The organism is Streptomyces sp. CB01580, assembly GCF_001905795.1.
In the GTDB taxonomy this organism is placed as follows: Bacteria; Actinomycetota; Actinomycetes; order Streptomycetales; family Streptomycetaceae; genus Streptomyces.
This window is the reverse complement of record NZ_LIXJ01000020.1, coordinates 116,175-136,842: the sequence shown is the minus strand read 5'-3', so window position 1 is coordinate 136,842 and position 20,668 is coordinate 116,175. Positions and strand designations below refer to the sequence as shown.

The 20,668-nt window shown below is 72.1% G+C and carries 16 protein-coding genes; 9 read left to right on the top strand and 7 right to left on the bottom strand.

Annotated features, from left to right (window positions below):
- Positions 1–249: 249 nt before the first annotated feature.
- Both gltB and AMK22_RS25690 read left to right on the top strand, forming a co-directional pair.
- Positions 250–4,890 carry a glutamate synthase large subunit gene (gltB, locus tag AMK22_RS25695; RefSeq protein ID WP_073788752.1) on the top strand — a complete coding sequence of 1,547 codons (4,641 nt, stop codon included), beginning with the start codon at positions 250–252 and terminating at the stop codon, positions 4,888–4,890.
- Positions 4,883–6,343 carry a glutamate synthase subunit beta gene (locus tag AMK22_RS25690; RefSeq protein WP_073788751.1) on the top strand — a complete coding sequence of 487 codons (1,461 nt, stop codon included), beginning with the start codon at positions 4,883–4,885 and terminating at the stop codon, positions 6,341–6,343. Before gltB ends, AMK22_RS25690 begins: the two co-directional genes overlap by 8 nt.
- A gap of 226 nt (positions 6,344–6,569) precedes the next feature.
- Here AMK22_RS25690 and AMK22_RS25685 read toward each other — a convergent pair whose 3' ends face one another.
- Positions 6,570–7,493 (bottom strand): rhomboid family intramembrane serine protease, encoded by a 924-nt coding sequence (locus AMK22_RS25685; RefSeq protein ID WP_073788940.1) that lies wholly within the window; start codon positions 7,491–7,493, stop codon positions 6,570–6,572.
- 304 nt (positions 7,494–7,797) lie between these two features.
- Here AMK22_RS25685 and AMK22_RS25680 point away from each other — a divergent pair, with 304 nt between their 5' ends.
- Complete coding sequence (locus AMK22_RS25680; RefSeq protein WP_073788750.1) at positions 7,798–8,544, top strand: vWA domain-containing protein; 747 nt, start codon at positions 7,798–7,800, stop codon at positions 8,542–8,544.
- Positions 8,545–8,655: 111 nt separating this feature from the next.
- Complete coding sequence (locus tag AMK22_RS25675; RefSeq protein WP_073788748.1) at positions 8,656–9,162, top strand: pyridoxamine 5'-phosphate oxidase family protein; 507 nt, start codon at positions 8,656–8,658, stop codon at positions 9,160–9,162.
- A gap of 14 nt (positions 9,163–9,176) precedes the next feature.
- On the opposite strand, the gene AMK22_RS25670 is transcribed toward AMK22_RS25675, so the two are convergent.
- Genes AMK22_RS25670 through AMK22_RS25660 form a run of 3 tightly spaced genes read right to left on the bottom strand, consistent with a single transcriptional unit; the run spans position 9,177 to position 12,357 of the window.
- Positions 9,177–10,208 carry an acyl-CoA dehydrogenase gene (locus tag AMK22_RS25670; protein WP_073788746.1) on the bottom strand — a complete coding sequence of 344 codons (1,032 nt, stop codon included), beginning with the start codon at positions 10,206–10,208 and terminating at the stop codon, positions 9,177–9,179.
- The gene (locus AMK22_RS25665) at positions 10,208–11,353 is read right to left on the bottom strand and encodes an acyl-CoA dehydrogenase family protein (RefSeq protein ID WP_073788744.1); all 1,146 of its coding nucleotides are present in this window, start codon (positions 11,351–11,353) and stop codon (positions 10,208–10,210) included. Before AMK22_RS25665 ends, AMK22_RS25670 begins: the two co-directional genes overlap by 1 nt.
- Positions 11,353–12,357, bottom strand: coding sequence for an enoyl-CoA hydratase (locus AMK22_RS25660; RefSeq protein WP_079186399.1), 1,005 nt, complete (start codon positions 12,355–12,357; stop codon positions 11,353–11,355). The genes AMK22_RS25665 and AMK22_RS25660 overlap by 1 nt, the downstream gene beginning before the upstream one ends.
- Positions 12,358–12,450: 93 nt before the next feature.
- Here AMK22_RS25660 and AMK22_RS25655 point away from each other — a divergent pair, with 93 nt between their 5' ends.
- The 5 genes from AMK22_RS25655 to AMK22_RS25635 all read left to right on the top strand — a co-directional run bounded on the left by AMK22_RS25655 (position 12,451) and on the right by AMK22_RS25635 (position 17,592).
- Complete coding sequence (locus tag AMK22_RS25655; RefSeq protein ID WP_073788742.1) at positions 12,451–13,233, top strand: SDR family oxidoreductase; 783 nt, start codon at positions 12,451–12,453, stop codon at positions 13,231–13,233.
- A gap of 229 nt (positions 13,234–13,462) precedes the next feature.
- Positions 13,463–14,074 (top strand): TetR/AcrR family transcriptional regulator, encoded by a 612-nt coding sequence (locus tag AMK22_RS25650; protein WP_073788740.1) that lies wholly within the window; start codon positions 13,463–13,465, stop codon positions 14,072–14,074.
- A gap of 47 nt (positions 14,075–14,121) precedes the next feature.
- Positions 14,122–15,279, top strand: a complete 1,158-nt coding sequence (locus AMK22_RS25645; protein WP_073788739.1) for an acetyl-CoA C-acetyltransferase — start codon at positions 14,122–14,124, stop codon at positions 15,277–15,279.
- Between the two features lie 241 nt (positions 15,280–15,520).
- Positions 15,521–15,724 carry a cold-shock protein gene (locus AMK22_RS25640; protein ID WP_073788737.1) on the top strand — a complete coding sequence of 68 codons (204 nt, stop codon included), beginning with the start codon at positions 15,521–15,523 and terminating at the stop codon, positions 15,722–15,724.
- A 185-nt stretch (positions 15,725–15,909) separates the two neighbouring features.
- The gene (locus tag AMK22_RS25635; RefSeq protein ID WP_073788735.1) at positions 15,910–17,592 is read left to right on the top strand and encodes a DEAD/DEAH box helicase; all 1,683 of its coding nucleotides are present in this window, start codon (positions 15,910–15,912) and stop codon (positions 17,590–17,592) included.
- A gap of 196 nt (positions 17,593–17,788) precedes the next feature.
- Here the strand turns inward: AMK22_RS25635 and AMK22_RS25630 are convergent, their stop codons facing one another.
- Genes AMK22_RS25630 through AMK22_RS25620 form a run of 3 tightly spaced genes read right to left on the bottom strand, consistent with a single transcriptional unit; the run spans position 17,789 to position 20,570 of the window.
- Positions 17,789–18,901: an NAD(P)H-dependent flavin oxidoreductase gene (locus AMK22_RS25630; protein WP_073788733.1), complete on the bottom strand. Its 1,113-nt coding sequence runs from the start codon at positions 18,899–18,901 to the stop codon at positions 17,789–17,791.
- Complete coding sequence (locus AMK22_RS25625; RefSeq protein ID WP_073788938.1) at positions 18,901–19,680, bottom strand: CoA-transferase subunit beta; 780 nt, start codon at positions 19,678–19,680, stop codon at positions 18,901–18,903. Before AMK22_RS25625 ends, AMK22_RS25630 begins: the two co-directional genes overlap by 1 nt.
- Positions 19,681–19,715: 35 nt before the next feature.
- Entirely contained in the window at positions 19,716–20,570 is an 855-nt protein-coding gene (locus AMK22_RS25620; protein WP_073788936.1) for a CoA transferase subunit A, read from the bottom strand.
- Between the last annotated feature and the right edge of the window lie 98 nt (positions 20,571–20,668).

Here is a 20,668-nt window from a genome sequence, read left to right as displayed (position 1 = left end):
GCCGCCGGGCAAGAGCCGTAGACACCGCGGGCAACGACGCCTGCTCTCTGCGGTCCCCCTTCCGGGCGCCGATCTCCGACTGCGACATTCCCCCCTCATCGCGTCATCCCGTATCACCCGATGTCCGCATGTTGGAATGAACTTTTCGCCTCTTGAGAAGCGCCCCATTATGTGATCTGCACGCACTTTCGCAGAGGGCCAACGTCGTCCCTCGGCACAGCACATGCCACGACGACGACGGGAGAGCCCATGCGTACCGACGCCTGGTCGCCCATGGACGGTCGCCCCGCCCAGCAGGGGCTGTACGACCCCCGTGACGAACACGATGCCTGCGGTGTCGGGTTCGTGGCCACCCTCACCGGTGTGGCCAGCCATGAGCTGGTCGAACAGGCGCTGACCGTACTGCGCAACCTCGAACACCGCGGTGCCACCGGATCCGAGCCCGACTCCGGCGACGGCGCCGGGATCCTGCTCCAGGTGCCGGACACCTTCCTGCGCGAGGTGGTCGCCTTCGACCTCCCCGAGGCCGGTGCGTACGCCGTCGGCATCGCCTTCCTCCCGGCGGGAGAGTCCGCCGAGGCCCTCCGGAAGCTGGAGAAGATCGCTGCCGAGGAGGGCCTGACGGTCCTCGGCCGGCGCGAGGTCCCGGTCGCTCCCGACATCCTCGGCAAGGGCGCCCGCGCCACCATGCCCGAGTTCTGCCAGTTCTTCGTCGCGGACGGCGAGTCCGCCGGCATCGCTCTCGACCGCAAGGCGTTCGTGCTGCGCAAGCGCGCCGAGCGGGAGGCCGGGGTGTACTTCCCTTCGCTCTCCGCCCGGACCATCGTCTACAAGGGCATGCTCACCACCGGGCAGCTGGAGCCGTTCTTCCCCGACCTCTCCGACCGCCGCTTCGCCACCGCCGTCGCCCTGGTCCACTCGCGGTTCTCCACGAACACCTTCCCGAGCTGGCCGCTCGCCCACCCGTACCGCTTCGTCGCGCACAACGGCGAGATCAACACCGTCAAGGGCAACCGCAACTGGATGCGCGCCCGCGAGTCGCAGCTGGCCTCCGACCTGTTCGGCTCCGCCGACCACGGGCACAGTGGCTCCGCCGACCACGGGTACAGCGGCTCCGCCGACCACGGGCACGGCGACTCCGCGCGGCTCGACCGGATCTTCCCCGTCTGCACCCCCGACGCCTCCGACTCCGCCTCCTTCGACGAGGTCCTGGAGCTGCTCCACCTCGGCGGCCGCTCGCTGCCGCACGCGGTGCTGATGATGGTCCCCGAGGCGTGGGAGAGCCCCGAGGCCACCCACACCATGGACGCCGACCGCCGCGCCTTCTACCAGTACCACTCCACGATGATGGAGCCCTGGGACGGCCCGGCCTGTGTCACCTTCACCGACGGCACCCAGGTCGGCGCGGTCCTCGACCGCAACGGGCTGCGCCCCGGACGCTACTGGGTCACCGACGACGGACTCGTCGTGCTCTCCTCCGAGGTCGGCGTCCTGGACATCGACCCCGCGAAGGTGGTCCGCAAGGGCCGCCTCCAGCCGGGCCGCATGTTCCTCGTCGACACGGCCGAGGGCCGCATCATCGAGGACGACGAGATCAAGGCGTCGCTGGCCGCCGAGCACCCCTACCAGGAGTGGCTGGAAGCCGGGGTCATCGAGCTCGGGGACCTCCCGGAGCGCGAGCACATCGTGCACACGCACGCCTCCGTCACCCGCCGCCAGCAGACCTTCGGCTACACCGAGGAGGAGCTGCGCGTCATCCTCGCGCCGATGGCCCGCACCGGCGGCGAGCCGCTGGGCTCCATGGGCACGGACTCGCCGATCGCCGCCCTGTCCGAGCGCCCCCGGCTGCTCTTCGACTACTTCACCCAGCTGTTCGCCCAGGTCACCAACCCGCCGCTGGACGCCATCCGCGAGGAACTCGTCACCTCGCTGCGCTCCTCGCTCGGCCCCCAGGGCAACCTCCTGGAGCCGACCGCCGCGTCCTGCCGCAGCGTCACGCTGCCGTTCCCGGTGATCGACAACGACGAGCTGGCCAAGCTGATACACATCAACGCCGACGGCGACATGCCGGGCATGAAGGCCGCCACGCTCTCCGGTCTCTACCGGGTCGCCGACGGCGCCGAGGCCCTCGCGGCACGGATCGAGCGGATCTGCGCCGAGGTCGACGCCGCCATCGTGGACGGCGCCCGCCTCGTCGTCCTGTCCGACCGGCACTCCGACGCCGAGCACGCGCCGATCCCGTCGCTGCTGCTCACGTCGGCCGTCCACCACCACCTCATCCGCACCAAGCAGCGCACCCAGGTGGGGCTGCTGGTCGAGGCGGGGGACGTCCGCGAGGTCCACCACGTCGCGCTGCTGATCGGCTACGGGGCCGCCGCCGTCAACCCGTACCTGGCGATGGAGTCCGTCGAGGACCTGGTCCGCGCCGGTACGTTCATCGAGGGCATCGAGCCCGAGAAGGCCATCCGCAACCTGATCCACGCGCTCGGCAAGGGCGTTTTGAAGGTCATGTCCAAGATGGGCATCTCCACGGTCGCCTCCTACCGGGGCGCCCAGGTCTTCGAGGCCGTCGGCCTGGACGAGGGCTTCGTCACGAAGTACTTCGACGGCACCGCCACCAAGATCGGCGGCGCGGGTCTCGACGTCGTGGCCCGCGAGGTCGCCGCCCGCCACGCCACGGCGTACCCGGCCTCCGGCATCTCCCCCTCGCACCGCGCGCTGGAGATCGGCGGCGAGTACCAGTGGCGCCGCGAGGGCGAACCGCACCTGTTCGACCCGGAGACCGTCTTCCGCCTCCAGCACGCCACCCGCACCAGGCGCTACGACATCTTCAAGAAGTACACCGACCGCGTGAACGAGCAGTCCGAGCGGCTGATGACGCTCCGCGGCCTGTTCGCCTTCGCGTCGGACCGTGCGCCGATCCCCGTCGACGAGGTCGAGCCCGTCCTTGAGATCGTCAAGCGGTTCTCCACCGGAGCCATGTCGTACGGATCGATCTCCCGCGAGGCGCACGAGACCCTCGCCATCGCCATGAACCGGCTGGGCGGCAAGTCCAACACCGGCGAGGGCGGCGAGGACCCCGAGCGCCTGCACGACCCGGAGCGCCGCTCGGCCATCAAGCAGGTCGCCTCCGGCCGCTTCGGTGTGACCAGCGAGTACCTGGTCAACGCGGACGACATCCAGATCAAGATGGCCCAGGGCGCCAAGCCCGGCGAGGGCGGCCAGCTGCCCGGCCACAAGGTCTACCCCTGGATCGCGAAGACCCGGCACTCGACCCCGGGCGTCGGGCTGATCTCGCCGCCGCCGCACCACGACATCTACTCCATCGAAGACCTGGCCCAGCTGATCCACGACCTCAAGAACGCCAACCCGGCGGCCCGCATCCACGTGAAGCTGGTCTCCGAGGTCGGTGTCGGAACGGTCGCCGCCGGTGTCTCCAAGGCACACGCGGACGTCGTCCTGGTCTCCGGCCACGACGGCGGAACGGGCGCCTCCCCGCTCACCTCCCTGAAGCACGCCGGCGGACCCTGGGAGCTCGGCCTGGCCGAGACCCAGCAGACCCTGCTGCTCAACGGCCTGCGCGACCGGATCGTCGTGCAGACCGACGGCCAGCTGAAGACCGGCCGCGACGTCGTCGTCGCCGCGCTGCTGGGCGCCGAGGAGTTCGGTTTCGCGACCGCGCCGCTCGTCGTCTCCGGCTGCGTCATGATGCGCGTCTGCCACCTGGACACCTGCCCGGTCGGCATCGCCACCCAGAACCCGGTGCTGCGCGACCGTTTCTCCGGCAAGGCCGAGTACGTGGTCAACTTCTTCGAGTTCATCGCCCAGGAGGTCCGCGAACTCCTCGCCGAGCTGGGCTTCCGCTCGATCGAGGAGGCCGTCGGCCACGCCGAACTCCTCGACACCGACCGCGCGGTCAGGCACTGGAAGGCACAGGGCCTCGACCTGGCCCCCCTCTTCCACGTCCCCGAACTGCCCGAGGGCGCCGTCCGCCACCGGCGCGTCGAGCAGGACCACGGCCTCGCCAAGGCCCTCGACAACGAGCTGATCCGGCTGGCCGCCGACGCCCTCGACGCGGACAGCGCCGAGAACGCCCAGCCGGTGCGGGCCCAGCTCCCGATCCGCAACATCAACCGCACCGTCGGCACCATGCTCGGCCACGAGGTGACGAAGAGGTTCGGCGGCGGCGGACTGCCCGAGAACACCGTCGACCTCACCTTCACCGGCTCGGCCGGCCAGTCCTTCGGCGCGTTCCTGCCCAGTGGGGTGACCCTGCGGCTGGAGGGCGACGCCAACGACTACGTCGGCAAGGGCCTCTCCGGCGGCCGGATCGTCGTCCGGCCGGACCGGAGCGCCGACCACCTCGCCGAGTACTCCACCATCGCGGGCAACACCCTCGCCTACGGCGCCACCGGCGGCGAGATGTTCCTGCGCGGCCGGACCGGTGAGCGGTTCTGCGTCCGCAACTCCGGCGCCACCGTCGTCTCCGAGGGCGTGGGCGACCACGGCTGCGAGTACATGACCGGCGGCCACGCCGTGGTCCTCGGCGAGACCGGACGCAACTTCGCCGCGGGCATGTCGGGCGGTGTCGCCTACGTCGTCGACCTCGACCGCGACCACGTCAACGCCGGAAACCACGGCGCGATCGAGGAGCTCCTCGACACCGACCGGCAGTGGCTGCACGACGTGGTGCGCCGCCACCACGAGGAGACCGGCTCCACGGTCGCCGAGAAGCTGCTCGCCGACTGGGACACCTCGGTGACCCGCTTCAGCAAGATCATCCCATCCACCTACAAGGCCGTGCTCGCCGCCAAGGACGCCGCTGAGCTCGCCGGTCTCTCCGAACAGGAGACCACCGAGAAGATGATGGAGGCGGCGATTCATGGCTGACCCCAAGGGCTTTTTGACCACCGGGCGCGAGGTCGCCGAGACCCGTCCCGCGGCCGAGCGCGTCAAGGACTGGAACGAGGTCTACGTCCGCGGCTCGCTGCTCCCGATCATCAGCAAGCAGGCCGGCCGCTGCATGGACTGCGGCATCCCGTTCTGCCACAACGGCTGCCCGCTCGGAAACCTCATCCCCGAGTGGAACGACTACGCCTACCGCGAGGACTGGACGGCCGCGTCCGAGCGCCTGCACGCCACGAACAACTTCCCGGAGTTCACCGGGCGGCTCTGCCCGGCGCCGTGCGAGTCGGCGTGCGTGCTCGGCATCAACCAGCCGGCCGTCACCATCAAGAACGTCGAGGTCTCCATCATCGACAAGGCGTGGGGCAACGGAGACGTCACCCCGCAGCCGCCCGAGCGGCTCTCCGGCAGGACCGTCGCCGTGATCGGTTCGGGCCCGGCGGGTCTCGCCGCCGCCCAGCAGCTGACCCGGGCCGGTCACACCGTCGCCGTCTTCGAGCGCGCGGACCGCATCGGGGGGCTCCTGCGGTACGGCATCCCCGAGTTCAAGATGGAGAAGTCGCACATCAACCGCCGCATCGAGCAGATGCGCGCGGAGGGCACCAAGTTCCGTACCGAGGTGGAGATCGGCCGCGACATCGACGCCGCGGGGCTCCGCCGCCGCTACGACGCGGTCGTCATCGCCGCCGGTGCCACCGTCTCCCGCGACCTGCCCGTCCCGGGCCGTGAGCTGAACGGCGTGCACTTCGCGATGGAGTACCTGCCGCTCGCGAACAAGGTGCAGGAGGGCGATCTGACGGTCTCCCCGATCAGCGCCGAGGGCAAGCACGTCGTCGTCATCGGCGGCGGCGACACCGGCGCCGACTGCGTCGGAACCGCCCACCGCCAGGGCGCGCTGTCCGTCACCCAGCTGGAGATCATGCCGAGGCCGGGCGAGGAACGGAACACCAACCAGCCCTGGCCGACGTTCCCCATGCTCTACAAGGTCACCTCCGCGCACGAGGAGGGCGGGGAGAGGGTGTACTCCGTCTCCACCACCCACTTCGAGGGCGATGAGGACGGCAACGTCCAGGCCCTGCACCTGGTCGAGGTGGAGTTCAAGGACGGCAGGCCGGCGCCGAAGCCCGGCACCGAGCGGCGGATCCCCGCCCAGCTGGTCACCCTGGCCATGGGCTTCACCGGCACCGACCGTTCCAACGGCCTGGTCCAGCAGTTCGGCGTGGAGCTCGACGAGCGCGGCAACGTCGCGCGCGACGCGGACTTCGCCACCAACGTCGATGGGGTCTTCGTCGCCGGTGACGCGGGGCGCGGCCAGTCGCTCATCGTGTGGGCCATCGCCGAGGGCCGTTCCGCGGCGCGCGGTGTGGACCGCTACCTGACCGGTGTCAGCGCCCTGCCGGCCCCGATCCGCCCGACGGACCGCGCCCTGGCGGTCTGATCACCCCCGAGGGTGTCCCGTACAACGGCGTACGGAACCGAACGCGGCGTCCGCCTGTCCCCGCCGGAGCATCGGCGGGCGCCGCGGAGTGCCCGGGGCGTGCGACGCCGTACGCGGGCGTGTCCCGGGGCGGGGGCGCGGTACGTCCGCGGGGCGGGTGATGCGGCACGTCGGGGGTGGCCGCCGTCCGTCGTGTGCCGCTGCCGCGAACGGGCCGCGGGCCGGCTCACTCCAGCAGCGCGGACGTCTTGAGCACCACCAGGAGCGCCAGCACGGCGAGCAGCACCACGCACGCGGCGGCCTGGACCGCGGTCCGGCCCTTCGCCGGGGCGTACGCGTACGCGACCGTGACGATGCCACCGGTCAGCAGCCCGCCCAAGTGCCCCTGCCACGAGGTGAATCCGGCCGAGATCAGCATCCAGACAAGGAAGCCGGCCATGAACCGGTTGACCGCCCGCATGTCGCGCCCCAGGCGCCGGTTGATGACGTAGAACGCCGCCCCGAGACCGAAGACCGCGCCCGAGGCCCCCACCGCGCCGTCGAACGGTGCGATCAGATACACGAGCACCGAACCGCCCAGCGCCGACAGCAGATACAGCGCCAGATACCGGGCCCGGCCCAGCTGCTCCTCGACGACCCGGCCCAGGTTCCACAGCGCGTACATGTTGAAGACGATGTGCAGGATCCCGAAGGGCAGCGCCCCGAACGACGTCCCGGTCGGCGGGAGATGCAGGAACGCCCCGGTCAGCAGCCGGTACCACTCCCCGTCCACCACCCCGATCACGTCGAAGCCGGTGAAGTCCCCGTTCTCGTACAGGTACTGGCTCCCGTCGGGGGCGGTCAGCCCGGCGCCCAGCATCGCGAACCGGTCGACGATCTCCGGACGGACCAACTCGCCCAGGTACGCGAGGACGTTGAGCCCGATCAGCACATACGTCACGAGCGGCACGGCGGTCCTCGACACCACACCGCCGAACACCGTACGGGCCTGCCGGATCGACCGCTGCCCCTCCTTCACGCACTCCACGCACTGGTGGCCGACGGCCGCCTCCCGCATGCAGTCGGGGCAGATGAACCGTTCGCAGCGGACGCAGCTCACATACGTCTCGTAGGACGGATGACGGAAGCAGGTGGTGGCCTCGGCATCCACGGCGGGCTCCTCACGGTGGGCGGACATGAAGCGGCCGGTGGGGGCGGCGGCGATCAAAATAGCGAACGGCCGCCGACGGGGGTGCGCGCGGGTGTCCTAACGACCTCGCCCACGAGGGGCAGTGGGAGAAGGAGCGGCGTCCGGGGCCTTCGAATCCAAGGCGGAGGGGCCCGCATACGGGGGGCGTATGCGGGCCCCTCCGACAACGCGGCGAGGTGCCGCAGCCGTCGTCGGGCGCCCGCCAGGGACTACGGGACAGCCCTTAAGCTCGGAAGTCCGGCACGCCGAGGATCGGAGCACCCGTATGGTCGGCTCGTTCAGCACCGCAGGTCCGGCGATCGGTCTCCGGCGGATCGAGGAGACCGCGCCCGCGCTGGTCAGCCTCTACAAGAGCGCGTCGGTCTCCCTGACGAAGAACGGCATGGGCGGGCTGCGGGCCGCTGTCTACCTCGTGCTCGACCACTCCGGCTCCATGCGCCCGTACTACCGGGACGGCAGTGTCCAGGCCCTGGCCGAGCGGGTCCTGGGCCTCTCGGCGCACCTGGACGACGACGGCCGGGTTCCCGTCGTCTTCTTCTCCACCGACATCGATGCCGTCACCGACATGGCCCTGGACAACCACCGGGGCCGGATCAACACGATAGCGGCGGGTCTGGGCCACATGGGGCTGACCAACTACCACCTGGCCATGGACGCGGTCATCGACCACTACCTGGACAGCGGGTCGACCGCCCCCGCGCTGGTGGTCTTCCAGACGGACGGCGGCCCGAGCAGCAAGCACGCGGCGGAACGCTACCTCTGCAAGGCCGCCGGGCTGCCGTTGTTCTGGCAGTTCGTCGGTTTCGGCAACAGGCGCAGCAGCCAGTTCGACTTCCTGCGCAAGCTCGACGAACTGCCCGTTCCGCAGCGGCGTCCCGTCGACAACGCGGGCTTCTTCCACGCCGGACGCAAGCCGAGCCGGATGCCGGACGCCGAGCTGTACGACCGGCTGATCGCCGAGTTCCCGCACTGGCTGGCCGCCGCACGGGCCCGGGGCATCGTCAGAGGGTGACCCGCCGCGCTCCCCAGCAGCCGGGGACGCCTCCACCGCGAGACGGCCTTCCGGGCGAATGCCCCGGGAAAACGGACAGAGGATGTCGGGTTTCCCGGATTTCCTGTCCCCATGACATCGACCTCATGGAATTCCTGGGCGGCGTTCGAGGCCGCCCACCCCGCCTTCGCCGGCACTGTCCGGACCCGCTTCGGGCTGTACCGGCACCACGTCCTGGCCACCCTCCGCAAGGACGGTGCGCCGCGGGTCACCGGACTGGAGGTGGACTTCCGCTTCGGCGAGCTGCTGCTCGGCATGATGCCCGACTCGCGCAAGGCGCTGGACCTGCTGCGCGATCCGCGCTTCGCCGTGCAGGCCAATCCGGGGCCGGACGCGGAGCTGGCGGACGGCGACGTCCGGGTCTCCGGCCGGGCGGTGGAGGTGACCGACCCCGCGTTCCTGGCCCGCTTCACCGAGGAGGCGAAACCGCCGGAGCCGTTCCAGCTCTTCCGTGCGGAACTGGGCGAGGTGGTCCTGACCAACCTGGACTCCGGCGAAATGGTGCTGCGGGTGTGGCGGCCCGGGGCACCGGTGCGCACCATCCACCGGCCCGCCGACGGCGCCCCGTACGAGACCTGACCGGCCCGGGCCTCTCAGGCTTCTCCCGTCGCCCCCCGCGGCGCGCGGGAGGAGTCCGCGAGCCCCGCCAGCACTCGCGCCCGGCAGGCCCCCGGCGTTCCCCACGCGTCCCGCAACGGACGTGCCCTGCGCAGCCACAGCGACAGGTCGAGCTCCTGCGTGTAGCCCACCGCGCCGTGCAATTGCAGCGCCGCGCGCGCCGCCGCGTACCCCGCCTCGCCCGCGCTCACCTTGGCCGCCGCCACCTGGGCGTCGGCGTCCGGCGCCCCCTCGGAGAGCGCGAGCGCGGCCCCGTACAGCAGCGGACGGGCGAACTCCAGCCCGGTCAGCACGTCCGCGAGCCGGTGCTTGACCGCCTGGAAGGATCCGATGGCCGTGCCGAACTGGGAACGCCGCTTCACGTGATCGACCGTGGCTCCGAGCAGCGCCTCGCCCGTGCCCAGCGCCTGCGCCGCCGTCGCGAACGCCGCCCACTGCCCGGCCCGCGCCGCCGCCCGGACCACCCCGGGCCCGGACGCCAGGACGTCTCCGCCCGGCGGGGGGCTCAGCAGCCGCCGGGCCGGGTCCGACGACGGCGAGAGCGCCCCTGGGCCCGGTGCCGACCACAACACCTCACCGGCCACCGTGAACACGGCGTCCACCGCGTCCGCGTCCAGCGCGTACGGTCCGTACCCGTCCATCCGCAACGTCGCCGACGCCGCGCCGGACGCCAGACGCGGCAGCCATTCCTTCGCCGCCGCGCCCCCGACGCCCGCCAGCAGCACCCCCGCCGCGACCGTCTCCACCGCCGGCCCCGGCATCGCGTGCCGCCCCAGCTCGGTGAAGGAGACGGCCAGTTCGACCGGGAGCGGCCCCACACCCCCGTACTCCTCCGGCACCGCCAGCGCGAACACCCCGGCCTCCGCCAGGCGCCCCCACAGCGCCCGCCCCGGCCCGAAGTCCCCCGCGGCCCAGGCCCGTACCACCGACGGGGTACCGGCCGCCGTCAGCATCGCGTCCAGCGAGCGGGCGAAGTCCCGTTGCTCGTCGTCGAGGAGGAAACGCATCAGCGCCGTCCCTTCGGCAGGCCCAGCAGACGCTCGGCGATGATGTCGCGCTGGATCTCGTTGGTGCCCGCGTAGATGGGGCCGGCGAGCGAGAAGACGTATCCCTCGGCCCATGCGGAGTCCGCCCGTTCCGCGTCCGGGCCCAGCAGATCGAGCGCCGTCTCGTGCAGCGCGATGTCGTACTCGGACCAGAACACCTTGTTGAGGCTCGATTCGGCGCCGACGGCCGACCCCGCCGCGAACCGCGAGGCGCCCGCGCAGGTGAACAGCTGGTACGCGCGCGCCCCGATCACCGCGTCCGCCACCCGGTCGCGCAGCGCGGAGTCGGACGGGTCGCCCCGGTCGAGCCACAGCGCGGCCAGCCGGTCCGCGGCGGCCAGGAAGCGGCCGGGGGAGCGAAGCGTCAGCCCCCGCTCGGCGCCCGTCGCCGCCATGGCGATGCGCCAGCCCTGTCCCGGCTCCCCGATGACGTCCTCGTCCGGCACGAACACCTCGTCCAGGAAGAGTTCGGCGAAGGCCGGTTTGCCGTCCAGCCTCCCGATCGGACGCACCGTCACCCCCGGCGCTGCCAGGTCGAACATCAGATAAGTCAGCCCGTGGTGCGGCTTCGCGGCCTCCGGGTCCGTACGGAAGATGCCGAACGCCCGGTCCGCGAACGCCGCCCGCGAGGACCAGGTCTTCTGCCCCGACAGCAGCCAGCCGCCCTCCGTGCGCACCGCCCGCGACCGCAGCGACGCCAGGTCCGAGCCCGCCTCCGGTTCGGACCACGCCTGCGCCCAGATCACCTCGCCGCTCGCCATCGACGGCAGGATCCGGGCCCGCTGCTCCTCGGTGCCGTGGTCGAAGAGGGTGGGGGCCAGCAGATGGATGCCGTTCTGCGAGACCCGGCCGGGGGCGCCGGCCGCGTAGTACTCCTCCTCGAAGGCCAGCCAGTGGAAGAGGCCGAGGCCCCGCCCGCCGTACGCGTGCGGCCAGGAGACGACCGACCAGCGGTCCGCGTGCAGCCGCGCCTCCCATTCCCGGTGCGCGGCGAAGCCCTCGGCGGTCTCCAGGGACGGCAGCGGCTCGTCGGGCACGTGGGCCCGCAGCCATGTCCGGGCCTCGGCCCGGAACGCCTCCTCGTCGGCGGTGCACGACAGGTCCATCAGCCCTCCGCCCGTCCCGCCGCCTCCGCCGCGCCCGCCCGTCCCGCAGTCTCCGCCGTGTGCGCCCGCGCTCCTGTCCCCGCCGTGTCCGGCGGTTCCGTGTTCCCCGCCCGCTTCATCGAGGCGACGTCCATGCCCCCGAGCGGGTCCTGTGCCGTCTCCGCGTTGTGCGCGTGCGCCAGGTGGTGCAGCCCGAAGACCGAGTCGAGGCCGGTGTGCAGCCCCTGGAGGTCCTCGGCCTGGTTGACCGCGCGCTTGGTGAGCGCCAGCCCCAGACGCGGCATCCGCGCGATCCGGAGGGCCAGATCCTCGGTGGCGGCGGCGAGTCCGTCGCGCGCCACCACCTTGTTCACCATGCCGATCTCGTAGGCGCGGCGGGCACTCATCCGGTCGCCGGTGTACAGGAACTCCTTCGCGATCCGGGGCGGCATCACCCACGGGTGCGCGAAGTACTCGACACCGGGGATGCCCATCCGGACCACCGGATCGGCGAAGAAGGCGTCCTCGCTCGCCACGATCAGGTCACAGACCCAGGCGAGCATCAGCCCGCCCGCCACGCACGCCCCGTGGACGGCGGCGACGACCGGCTTCGGCAGTTCGCGCCAGCGCCTGCACATGCCGAGATACACCTCCGCCTCGCGGGCGAAGCGGCTCTCCGCGCCCGCCTTGTCGGAGTGGTCCCACCACAGCCCCGCCCGGCGCCGGAACGGCAGATGGGCGTCGCGCCCGGGGGAGCCGATGTCGTGGCCCGCCGAGAAGTGGTCCCCGGCACCGCCCAGCACGACGACCTTCACCTCGGAGTCCTCGGCGGCCCGGTAGAACGCGGCGTCCAGGGCGTAGGTCATCGCCGAGTTCTGCGCGTTGCGGTAGCGCGGGCGGTTCAGCGTCACGTACGCGACGGGGCCCCGTCGTTCGTACAGCACGACCTCGTCGGTGTCGGTGCCGGTCTCGTCGTCGGTGTCGGTGTGGGGGCGACCGGCGGACGTCTCGTGGGCATCGGGCATCGGCTCATCCTTCCCTAACAAGTGTTTGGTAGGTTAACGTACGGGCTGGGCACCGTCGAGAACCCCGCGGACCGGGACCGAGGAGGCACGGGCGTGAGCGCACCGCAGTACGAACCCGGACACGGGCTGCTGGCCGGCCGGAGCGCGGTCGTCACCGCCGCCGCGGGCACCGGAATCGGCGGCGCCACCGCCCGCAGATTCCTGGAGGAGGGCGCGCGCGTCGTCATCGGGGACGCGCACGCCCGCCGCCTCGGCGAGACGGAGCGCGCCCTCGCCGGGGAGTTCGGCGCCGACCGCGTCGCCGCACTGCCCTGCGACGTCACCGACGAGGCGCAGGTCCGGGCCCTTCTCGCGCTCGCCGAACGCACCCACGGCGGACTCGACATCGTCGTCAACAACGCCGGCCTCGGCGGCACCGCGCCGCTCACCGAGATGACCGACGAGCAGTGGACCAAGGTCCTCGACGTCACCCTGAACGGCACCTTCCGCTGCACCCGGGCCGCCCTGCGCTCGCTGCGGGCGGCGGGGCGCGGCGGCGTCGTCGTCAACAACGCCTCCGTCGTCGGCTGGCGCGCCCAGAGCGGCCAGGCCCACTACGCGGCGGCCAAGGCGGGCGTCATGGCGCTCACCCGGTGCGCCGCGATCGAGGCCGCCGAGTACGGCGTACGCGTCAACGCCGTCGCCCCCAGCCTCGCCATGCATCCGCACCTGGTGAAGGTCACCTCCGCCGAGCTCCTCGACGAACTGACCGAGAAGGAGGCGTTCGGCCGGTACGCCGAACCGTGGGAGGTCGCCAACGTCATCGTCTTCCTCGCCAGCGGCTACTCCTCGTACATGACGGGCGAGGTCGTCGCGGTGAGCAGCCAGCGTGCCTGAGAGCCTGTCGGATGACCTCTGACCGGGCGGCCACGCCCTGGCACGCACGCTCCCGGCGTTGCCGGAATGCCCTCGTAGCTCCGCTACGAAGACATCCCGGCGCCTTGGAATCGCACGCACCATGCCACGTCCGCTTCCCGGTCGCAGGTCATCCGACAGGCTCTGAGCGGACGGACGCCGCCGTGCCCGCGACGTCCGGGGCAGGGGGCCGCGGGCGGAGAATGGGCAGGTGCCTACCAAGAAGAAGCCCCAGGTGACCCCCTCGCCCGAGCGCCGCCGCGAACTGCTCGACACCGCCGCCGAGGTGTTCGCCGCGCAGGGATACAACGCCACCACCGTCCGTAGGATCGCGGACGCGGCGGGGATGCTCGCGGGCAGCCTCTACTACCACTTCGACTCCAAGGAGTCGATGATCGACGAGATCCTCTCGACCTTCCTCACCGAGCTCCAGGAGGGCTACGAGGCGGTGCTCGCCGCCGGACTCGGCCCCCGGGAGACCATCGAGGCCCTCGTCACCGAGTCCTTCCGGGAGATCGACCGGCACCGCGCCGCCGTCGCCATCTACCAGAAGGAGTCCAAGCACCTGGCGACCCAGCCGCGCTTCCAGTACCTCGTCGACTCCCAGCGCGAGTTCGAGCAGGCGTGGCTCGGCACACTGGAACGCGGCGTCGCCGACCGGACCTTCCGCGCCGACCTCGACATCCGCCTCACCTACCGGTTCGTCCGCGACACCGTCTGGGTCGCGGCCTCCTGGTACCGGCCCGGCGGACAGCACAGCCCCGACGAGATCGCCCGTCAGTACCTCTCGATGGTCCTGGACGGCATCGCCCTGGACACCTGACCCCTGGGCGGACCCGAACCCGTGAGCCCCGTGAAGGAGTGGCAGTCATGGCCGAGGCATACGTGATCGAAGCGGTACGCACCCCGGTCGGCAGGCGCGGGGGCGGCCTCGGCGGGATCCACCCCGCCGACCTCGGCGCCCATGCGCTCAAGGCCCTCGTCGAGCGGGCCGGGATCGACCCGGCGGCCGTCGACGACGTGGTCCTCGGCTGCCTCGACACCGTGGGGCCGCAGGCCGGCGACATCGCCCGCACCTGCTGGCTGGCGGCCGGACTGCCCGAGGAGGTCCCCGGCGTCACCGTCGACCGCCAGTGCGGCTCCTCCCAGCAGGCCGTGCACTTCGCCGCCCAGGGAGTGCTCTCCGGCACCCAGGACCTGGTCGTCGCGGGCGGTGTCCAGAGCATGACGCAGATCCCGATCGCCTTCGCCTCCCGCCAGGCCGCCGCACCGCTCGGTCTGACGGAGGGGCCGTACGCGGGCAGCGAGGGCTGGCGCGCCCGGTACGGCGACGCGCCGGTCAACCAGTTCCACGGTGCCCAGCTCATCGCCGAGAAGTGGGGCATCAGCCGCCTCGACATGGAGGAGTTCGCCCTGCGCTCCCACCGGCGCGCGCTCCGCGCCATCGACGAGGGCCGCTTCGCGCGCGAGACCGTCGCCGTGGGCGACGTCACCACCGACGAGGGCCCGCGACGCGACACCACCCTGGAGAAGATGGCCGCGCTGAAGCCGGTCATGGAGGGCGGCACGATCACTGCGGCCTGCTCCTCGCAGGTGTCCGACGGGGCGGCCGCCGTACTGCTGGCCTCCGAACGCGCCGTGGCCGAGCACGGCCTCACTCCGCGCGCCCGCGTCCACCACCTCTCCGTGCGCGGCGAGGACCCGATCCGCATGCTGTCCGCCCCGATCCCGGCCACCGCCCGCGCGCTCGCGAGGACCGGCATGACCATCGACGACATGGACCTGATCGAGATCAACGAGGCTTTCGCCCCGGTGGTCCTGGCCTGGCTGAAGGAGACCGGCGCCGACCTCGACCGGGTGAACGTCAACGGCGGCGCGATCGCTCTGGGTCACCCGCTCGGCGCAACCGGTGCGAAATTGTTGACGACGCTGCTCCACGAATTGGAGCGCACCGGGGGCCGCTACGGGCTCCAGACCATGTGCGAGGGCGGCGGTCAGGCGAACGTGACGATCGTCGAACGGCTCTGATCTCCTCCGGCCCGGGCCGGAATCCACCGGCCGCGGCGTGGCGCGTCCCCGCCGCGGCCGACGGAACGTGCTACGGTTGCCGCGTTGCAGTTTTGGTACCCATGAACATGATGTGCGCCTGACGGGAATGCTTCGTCGGGCGCATTATTGTTTTCCGGCTTTCTCCGGATGGGGCTCAATGCGGCGACGCGGAATTCGTGAAGTGCGGATTTCCGGCACTGCACCTCTTGAGGAGAATGACATGGCCACTGGAACCGTGAAGTGGTTCAACTCGGAAAAGGGCTTCGGCTTCATCGAGCAGGACGGCGGCGGCGCCGACGTCTTCGCCCACTACTCCAACATCAGCTCCACCGGCTTCCGTGAGCTCCACGAGGGCCAGAAGGTCACGTTCGACGTGACGCAGGGCCAGAAGGGCCCGCAGGCGGAGAACATCGTCCCGGCCTGACCGTCGGACGCGCAACCCGCAGCCGGGGCCCGCACCGTCGAGGTGCGGGTCCCGGCTTGTGCTGTCCCCGTGGCCCCGGGCCCGCTCACGCGGTCCGTCGTCCCATCACGCTGTGTTCCCAGCGGTCCCGGCAGTTTCCCCGGGGTTCTGGGAAATTCCAGGAATCCCCAGGAGGGCAATTCCGTATGACCCGTTCCGAACGCCAGGACCGACCCGCCCGCAACCGCCCGTCGAGGGGGCGTGGCACGGCCCCGGCGAAGGCGGCCGCCAAGGGCGCAGGCAAGGGCTCCGGCAAGGCGTCGTCCCGTCGCAGGGCCGTGCCGCCGCAGGGAGAGTTCGCCCTGCCCGAGACCCTGACTCCCGCACTGCCCGCCGTCGAGGCGTTCGCCGAACTGGACATGCCGGCGGCCCTGCTGAAGACCCTGGCGGCGCAGGGGGTCACCGATCCCTTCCCGATCCAGGGCGCCACGCTGCCGAACTCGCTGGCCGGCCGGGACATCCTCGGCCGCGGTCGCACCGGATCCGGCAAGACCCTCGCCTTCGGCCTCGCGCTGCTCGCCCGTACCGCCGGGCGGCGTGCCGAGCCGCGGGCGCCTCTCGCGCTGGTCCTCGTCCCGACCCGCGAGCTCGCCCAGCAGGTCACCGACGCGTTGACGCCGTACGCCACCTCCGTGCATCTGCGCCTGACCACCGTCGTCGGCGGCATGTCGATCAACCGGCAGTCCCTCGCGCTGCGACGGGGCGCCGAGGTGCTCGTCGCCACGCCGGGCCGGCTGAAGGACCTCATCGAGCGCGGGGACTGCCGCCTCGACCAGGTCGCCGTCACCGTTCTCGACGAGGCCGACCAGATGGCCGACATGGGCTTCATGCCGCAGGTCGTGGCGCTGCTCAAGCAGGTCGAGCCGGGCGGTCAGCGGATGCTGTTCTCCGCGACGCTCGACGCGAACATCGACCGGCTGGTCAGGATGTTCCTCACCGATCCCGTCGTGCACTCGGTCGACCCGTCCGCGGGCGCGGTCACCACGATGGAACACCATGTGCTGCACGTGGTCGACGAGACGGACAAGAAGGCCGTCGCCGTCCGGATCGCCGCCCGCGACGGCAGGGTGATCATGTTCGTGGACACCAAGCGGTCCGCCGACCGCTTCGCCAAGCGGCTGCTCGCCAACGGGGTACGGGCCGCGGCCCTGCACGGCGGGCGCTCGCAGCCGCAGCGCAACCGGACTCTGGACCAGTTCAAGAACGGCCAGGTCACCGCACTCGTCGCCACGAACGTGGCGGCACGCGGCATCCACGTCGACGACCTCGACCTGGTCGTGAACGTGGACCCGCCGACCGACCACAAGGACTACCTCCACCGGGGCGGGCGCACGGCGCGGGCCGGTGAGTCCGGCAGCGTCGTCACCCTGGTGCTCCCCGAGGAGAAGCGGGAGATGAACCGGCTGATGGCCGACGCGGGCATCTCCCCGCGCACCACCCGGGTCCGTTCCGGCGACGAGGAACTCGTACGGATCACCGGGGCCCGGGAACCGTCCGGGGTCGCGGTCGTCATCGAGGTCCCGCAGCCGGTCACCCCGCCGAAGCAGCGCACCCGGTCCGGCGGTGCCGATCCGGGCGGTTCCGGCACCTCTTCGGGCGGGCGCCGTCGCCGCCGCGGCGGCACCGGCCGGGGCGGCGAAGGCACGGGCCGGGGCGCCGGAGGCGGCGAGCGCCGGGGTGCCGGGGACGGAGAGCGCCGGGGCTCGGGCGGTTCCACCGGCGGCGGTTCCTCCCGCGCGGCCGGTACCGGGCGTCCCCGGACCCGGACCCGGGCCGGTGCCGGGAACGGTGGCACCGAGCGGACGGGGCGTGGCCGCCGGGCCGCGTAGCCGTCGCTCCCGTACGAGCGACGTGCAAAGACGCGCGGTGGTGCACGGGAAACGTGCCGAGACGCGCGGGGCGCACGCACGGAGGCGTACGGGGGACGTGCCGAGACGTCCGGGCGCACACGCGGACGAGGTGCGGCGACCGTGGCCGTGACCACGGCCGTGACCGGGGTGCGCCCGGCCACGGCCACGGTCGTGGTCACCGCACCGCCGCTCCGTCGCCCGGCGGGGGCGAGGGCCGGGGCGGTGCCTCGGGGGACGGGGCCAGGGCGCGTGTCACCGTGCCCAGGGCCGCATGGGCCTCCGCCATCACCCGTTCCACCAGCTCCGCGCAGCCGGGCAGATCCTCGATCACCCCGGCCACCTGCCCCGACGCCATCACGCCGAGATCGGTGCGACCGTCGACCATGGACGCCTTCAGCAGCATGGGGGCGTTGGCGGCGAGCAGGACCTGGCTCCAGGACAGGTCCCTGCCGTGCCTCATCGCGAGACCGTCGCGCGCCATCCGGGACCAGCCGAGGCCGGAGATCCGCCGGAAGCCCGCCGCCCGGCGCACCGCCTGGGCCAGGGCCCGTACCCGGCCCGCGCGTTCCAGCGAGGCGACCATCTCCGTACGCAGCATCCGGTGCGGCAGCCCGTCCACCGCCGTGGTGACGGTGACGTCCTTGACGCCCGCGGCCAGATAGCGGGCCTTCACCGCGTCCGGCACCGTCGAGTCCGACGTCAGCAGGAACCGCGTGCCCATGGCGATGCCCGCCGCCCCGTACGCCAGCGCCGCGACCAGGCCGCGGCCGTCGTGGAAGCCGCCCGCCGCGATCACCGGGATATCCACCGCGTCGACCACCTGCGGCAGCAGCACCGTGGTCGCGACGTCACCGGTGTGGCCGCCGCCCTCGCCGCCCTGCACGACCACCGCGTCCGCGCCCCACGCCGCCACCTTCTCCGCATGGCGCCGGGCACCGATCGACGGGATGACCACCACCCCCGCGTCCTTCAGCTCGGCGATCAGGTCCTTCGAAGGGGCCAGCGCGAAGGACGCCACCTTCACGCCCTCGTCGATGATGATCCGTACCCGCTCGCGCGCGTCCCCGGCGTCGGCCCGCAGATTGACGCCGAACGGCTCGTCCGTGCGGGACTTGACCTCGCGCACCGCCTCCCGCAGCCGCTCCGGTGTCATCGTCGCGGAGGCCAGGATGCCGAGCGCTCCGGCACGGGCGGTGGCGGAGACCAGCCGGGGGCCCGCGACCCAGCCCATGCCGGTCTGCACGACGGGGTGGCGGACCCCGACGAGTTCGGTGAGCGCGGTCCGCATCAGCCCCGCACCTCGCGGTTCCGGGCGCCCGCCGGGTCGATGACCTCGCGGATCAGGCGCAGCTCCGCGGCGGTGGGTTCCCGGGTGGACGGGACGCCGTCCTGCGCGACGGCGAGCGTGAAACCGGTGGCCGCGCGGACCTGTTCGACGGTGACGCCCGGGTGTAGCGAGACCAGGCGCATCGAGTGGTCCGGGGTCGCGAAGTCGAGAACGGCGAGATCGGTGACGACACGCCGGAGGCCGTGGTGGCGCCGCGCCGACGGACCGGCCGTCGCCGCGCTGTCGTACCCGACGCCGCAGATCATGTCGACATGCTCGACGAAGACCCGGCGGGAGTGCTTGGGCACCCAGTAACTCACCGGATTGTTCAGGGTGTTGACCGGTGCGCCGCGCGCCCCGAGCAGCTGCCGGTCGGGCCGGTGCCAGTCGCCGATGCAGGAGATGTTCTGGTTGCCGAACCGGTCGAGCTGGCTCGCCCCCATCATCACGTGACGCCTGCCGCCCGTGACCATGGTGAGGTGCTGACGGTAGGGCAGCCAGCCCTCCGGTGTGCCGTCCGGGCCGACGATCAGCGCCTCGCCGTCGGTGAGCAGAAGATCGGGGGCGAAGGTGAGCCGGGCGAGCCGCGCGCCGATGGACGGGACGGCGCCCATCGGACTGGCCAGTACCTCGCCGTCGCCCCGCCAGGCGTCGGCGCAGGCGATCACGCAGTACTCGGCCCGGGTGGCGGGGGGCGCGCCGGTGCCGGCAGGGGCGCGGTCGGCCGCTTCGGCCGTCATGTGGTCGTTGGTGCGATCCGTGATGCGATCCGTGGTCACTGCTGCTCCTCGTGCCAGGTCCGGACGGTCGCCTGATAGCTCTTCTCGTCGCCGTGCGCGGGCAGGAAGCGATCACCGAACTCCGCCCAGGCGGCGGGGTCGGCGGCGGCGGTGGCGTACGCCCTCTGGAACGCCTCGTCGCGGGGGTGGTCGGGCGCGCACGAGGTGAAGTGCGCGCCGTTGGGCGTCTCGACCACCCCGGTGACGTAGTGCCGTTTCACGAGGAGGGTCTGCGGCGCGGCCTTCTCCGTCAACTCGGCGGTGTCCACGAGGCGTTCGCAGGAGACGTACGCGGTGTCGGCGGCCTCGCAGAACAGGTCGTCGAAGTACGGGTCGGGGCCCAGGTACTGGCCGTTGCCGAACCGGTCGGCGCGGTTCATGTGGACCAGCGCCGCGTCCATCCGCAGGGCGGGCATCGCGACGAACTCCTCGCCGTCCGCGTACGGTGAAGTGACCGTGCGCAGAACGGGGTTGACCCGCATCACGTCCGAACCGATACCGGCGCGGACGGGGAGGAAGGGCAGTCGGTTCGCGGCGGCGTGCAGCCCCCACATGAGCATGGCCTCGTCGAGCTCCATCAGTTCGAACGCGCCGCGCTGGCGGGCCGCCCTGAAGTGCGGTTCGAGCGGGATCGAGTCGAGCGTGACGAAGGCCGCGACCAGCTTGCGGATCCGGCCGGCTGCGGCGAGCAGGCCGACATCGGGGCCGCCGTAGGAGACCACGGTGAGATCGGTGACGTCGGAACGCAGCAACTCCCGTACCAGAGCCATCGGTTTGCGGCGCGAGCCCCAGCCGCCGATGCCGATCGTCATCCCGCTGGAGAGGCGGGAGACGACCTCGCGCGCGGTCATGCTCTTGTCGGTCCTCGCGTCCGGACCGGCCCCGGTTCCGGTCCCGTCGGCGGGGTCGGGGTCGGGGCCGGAGCCGCCGGTCCCGGCTTCGGTCCTGG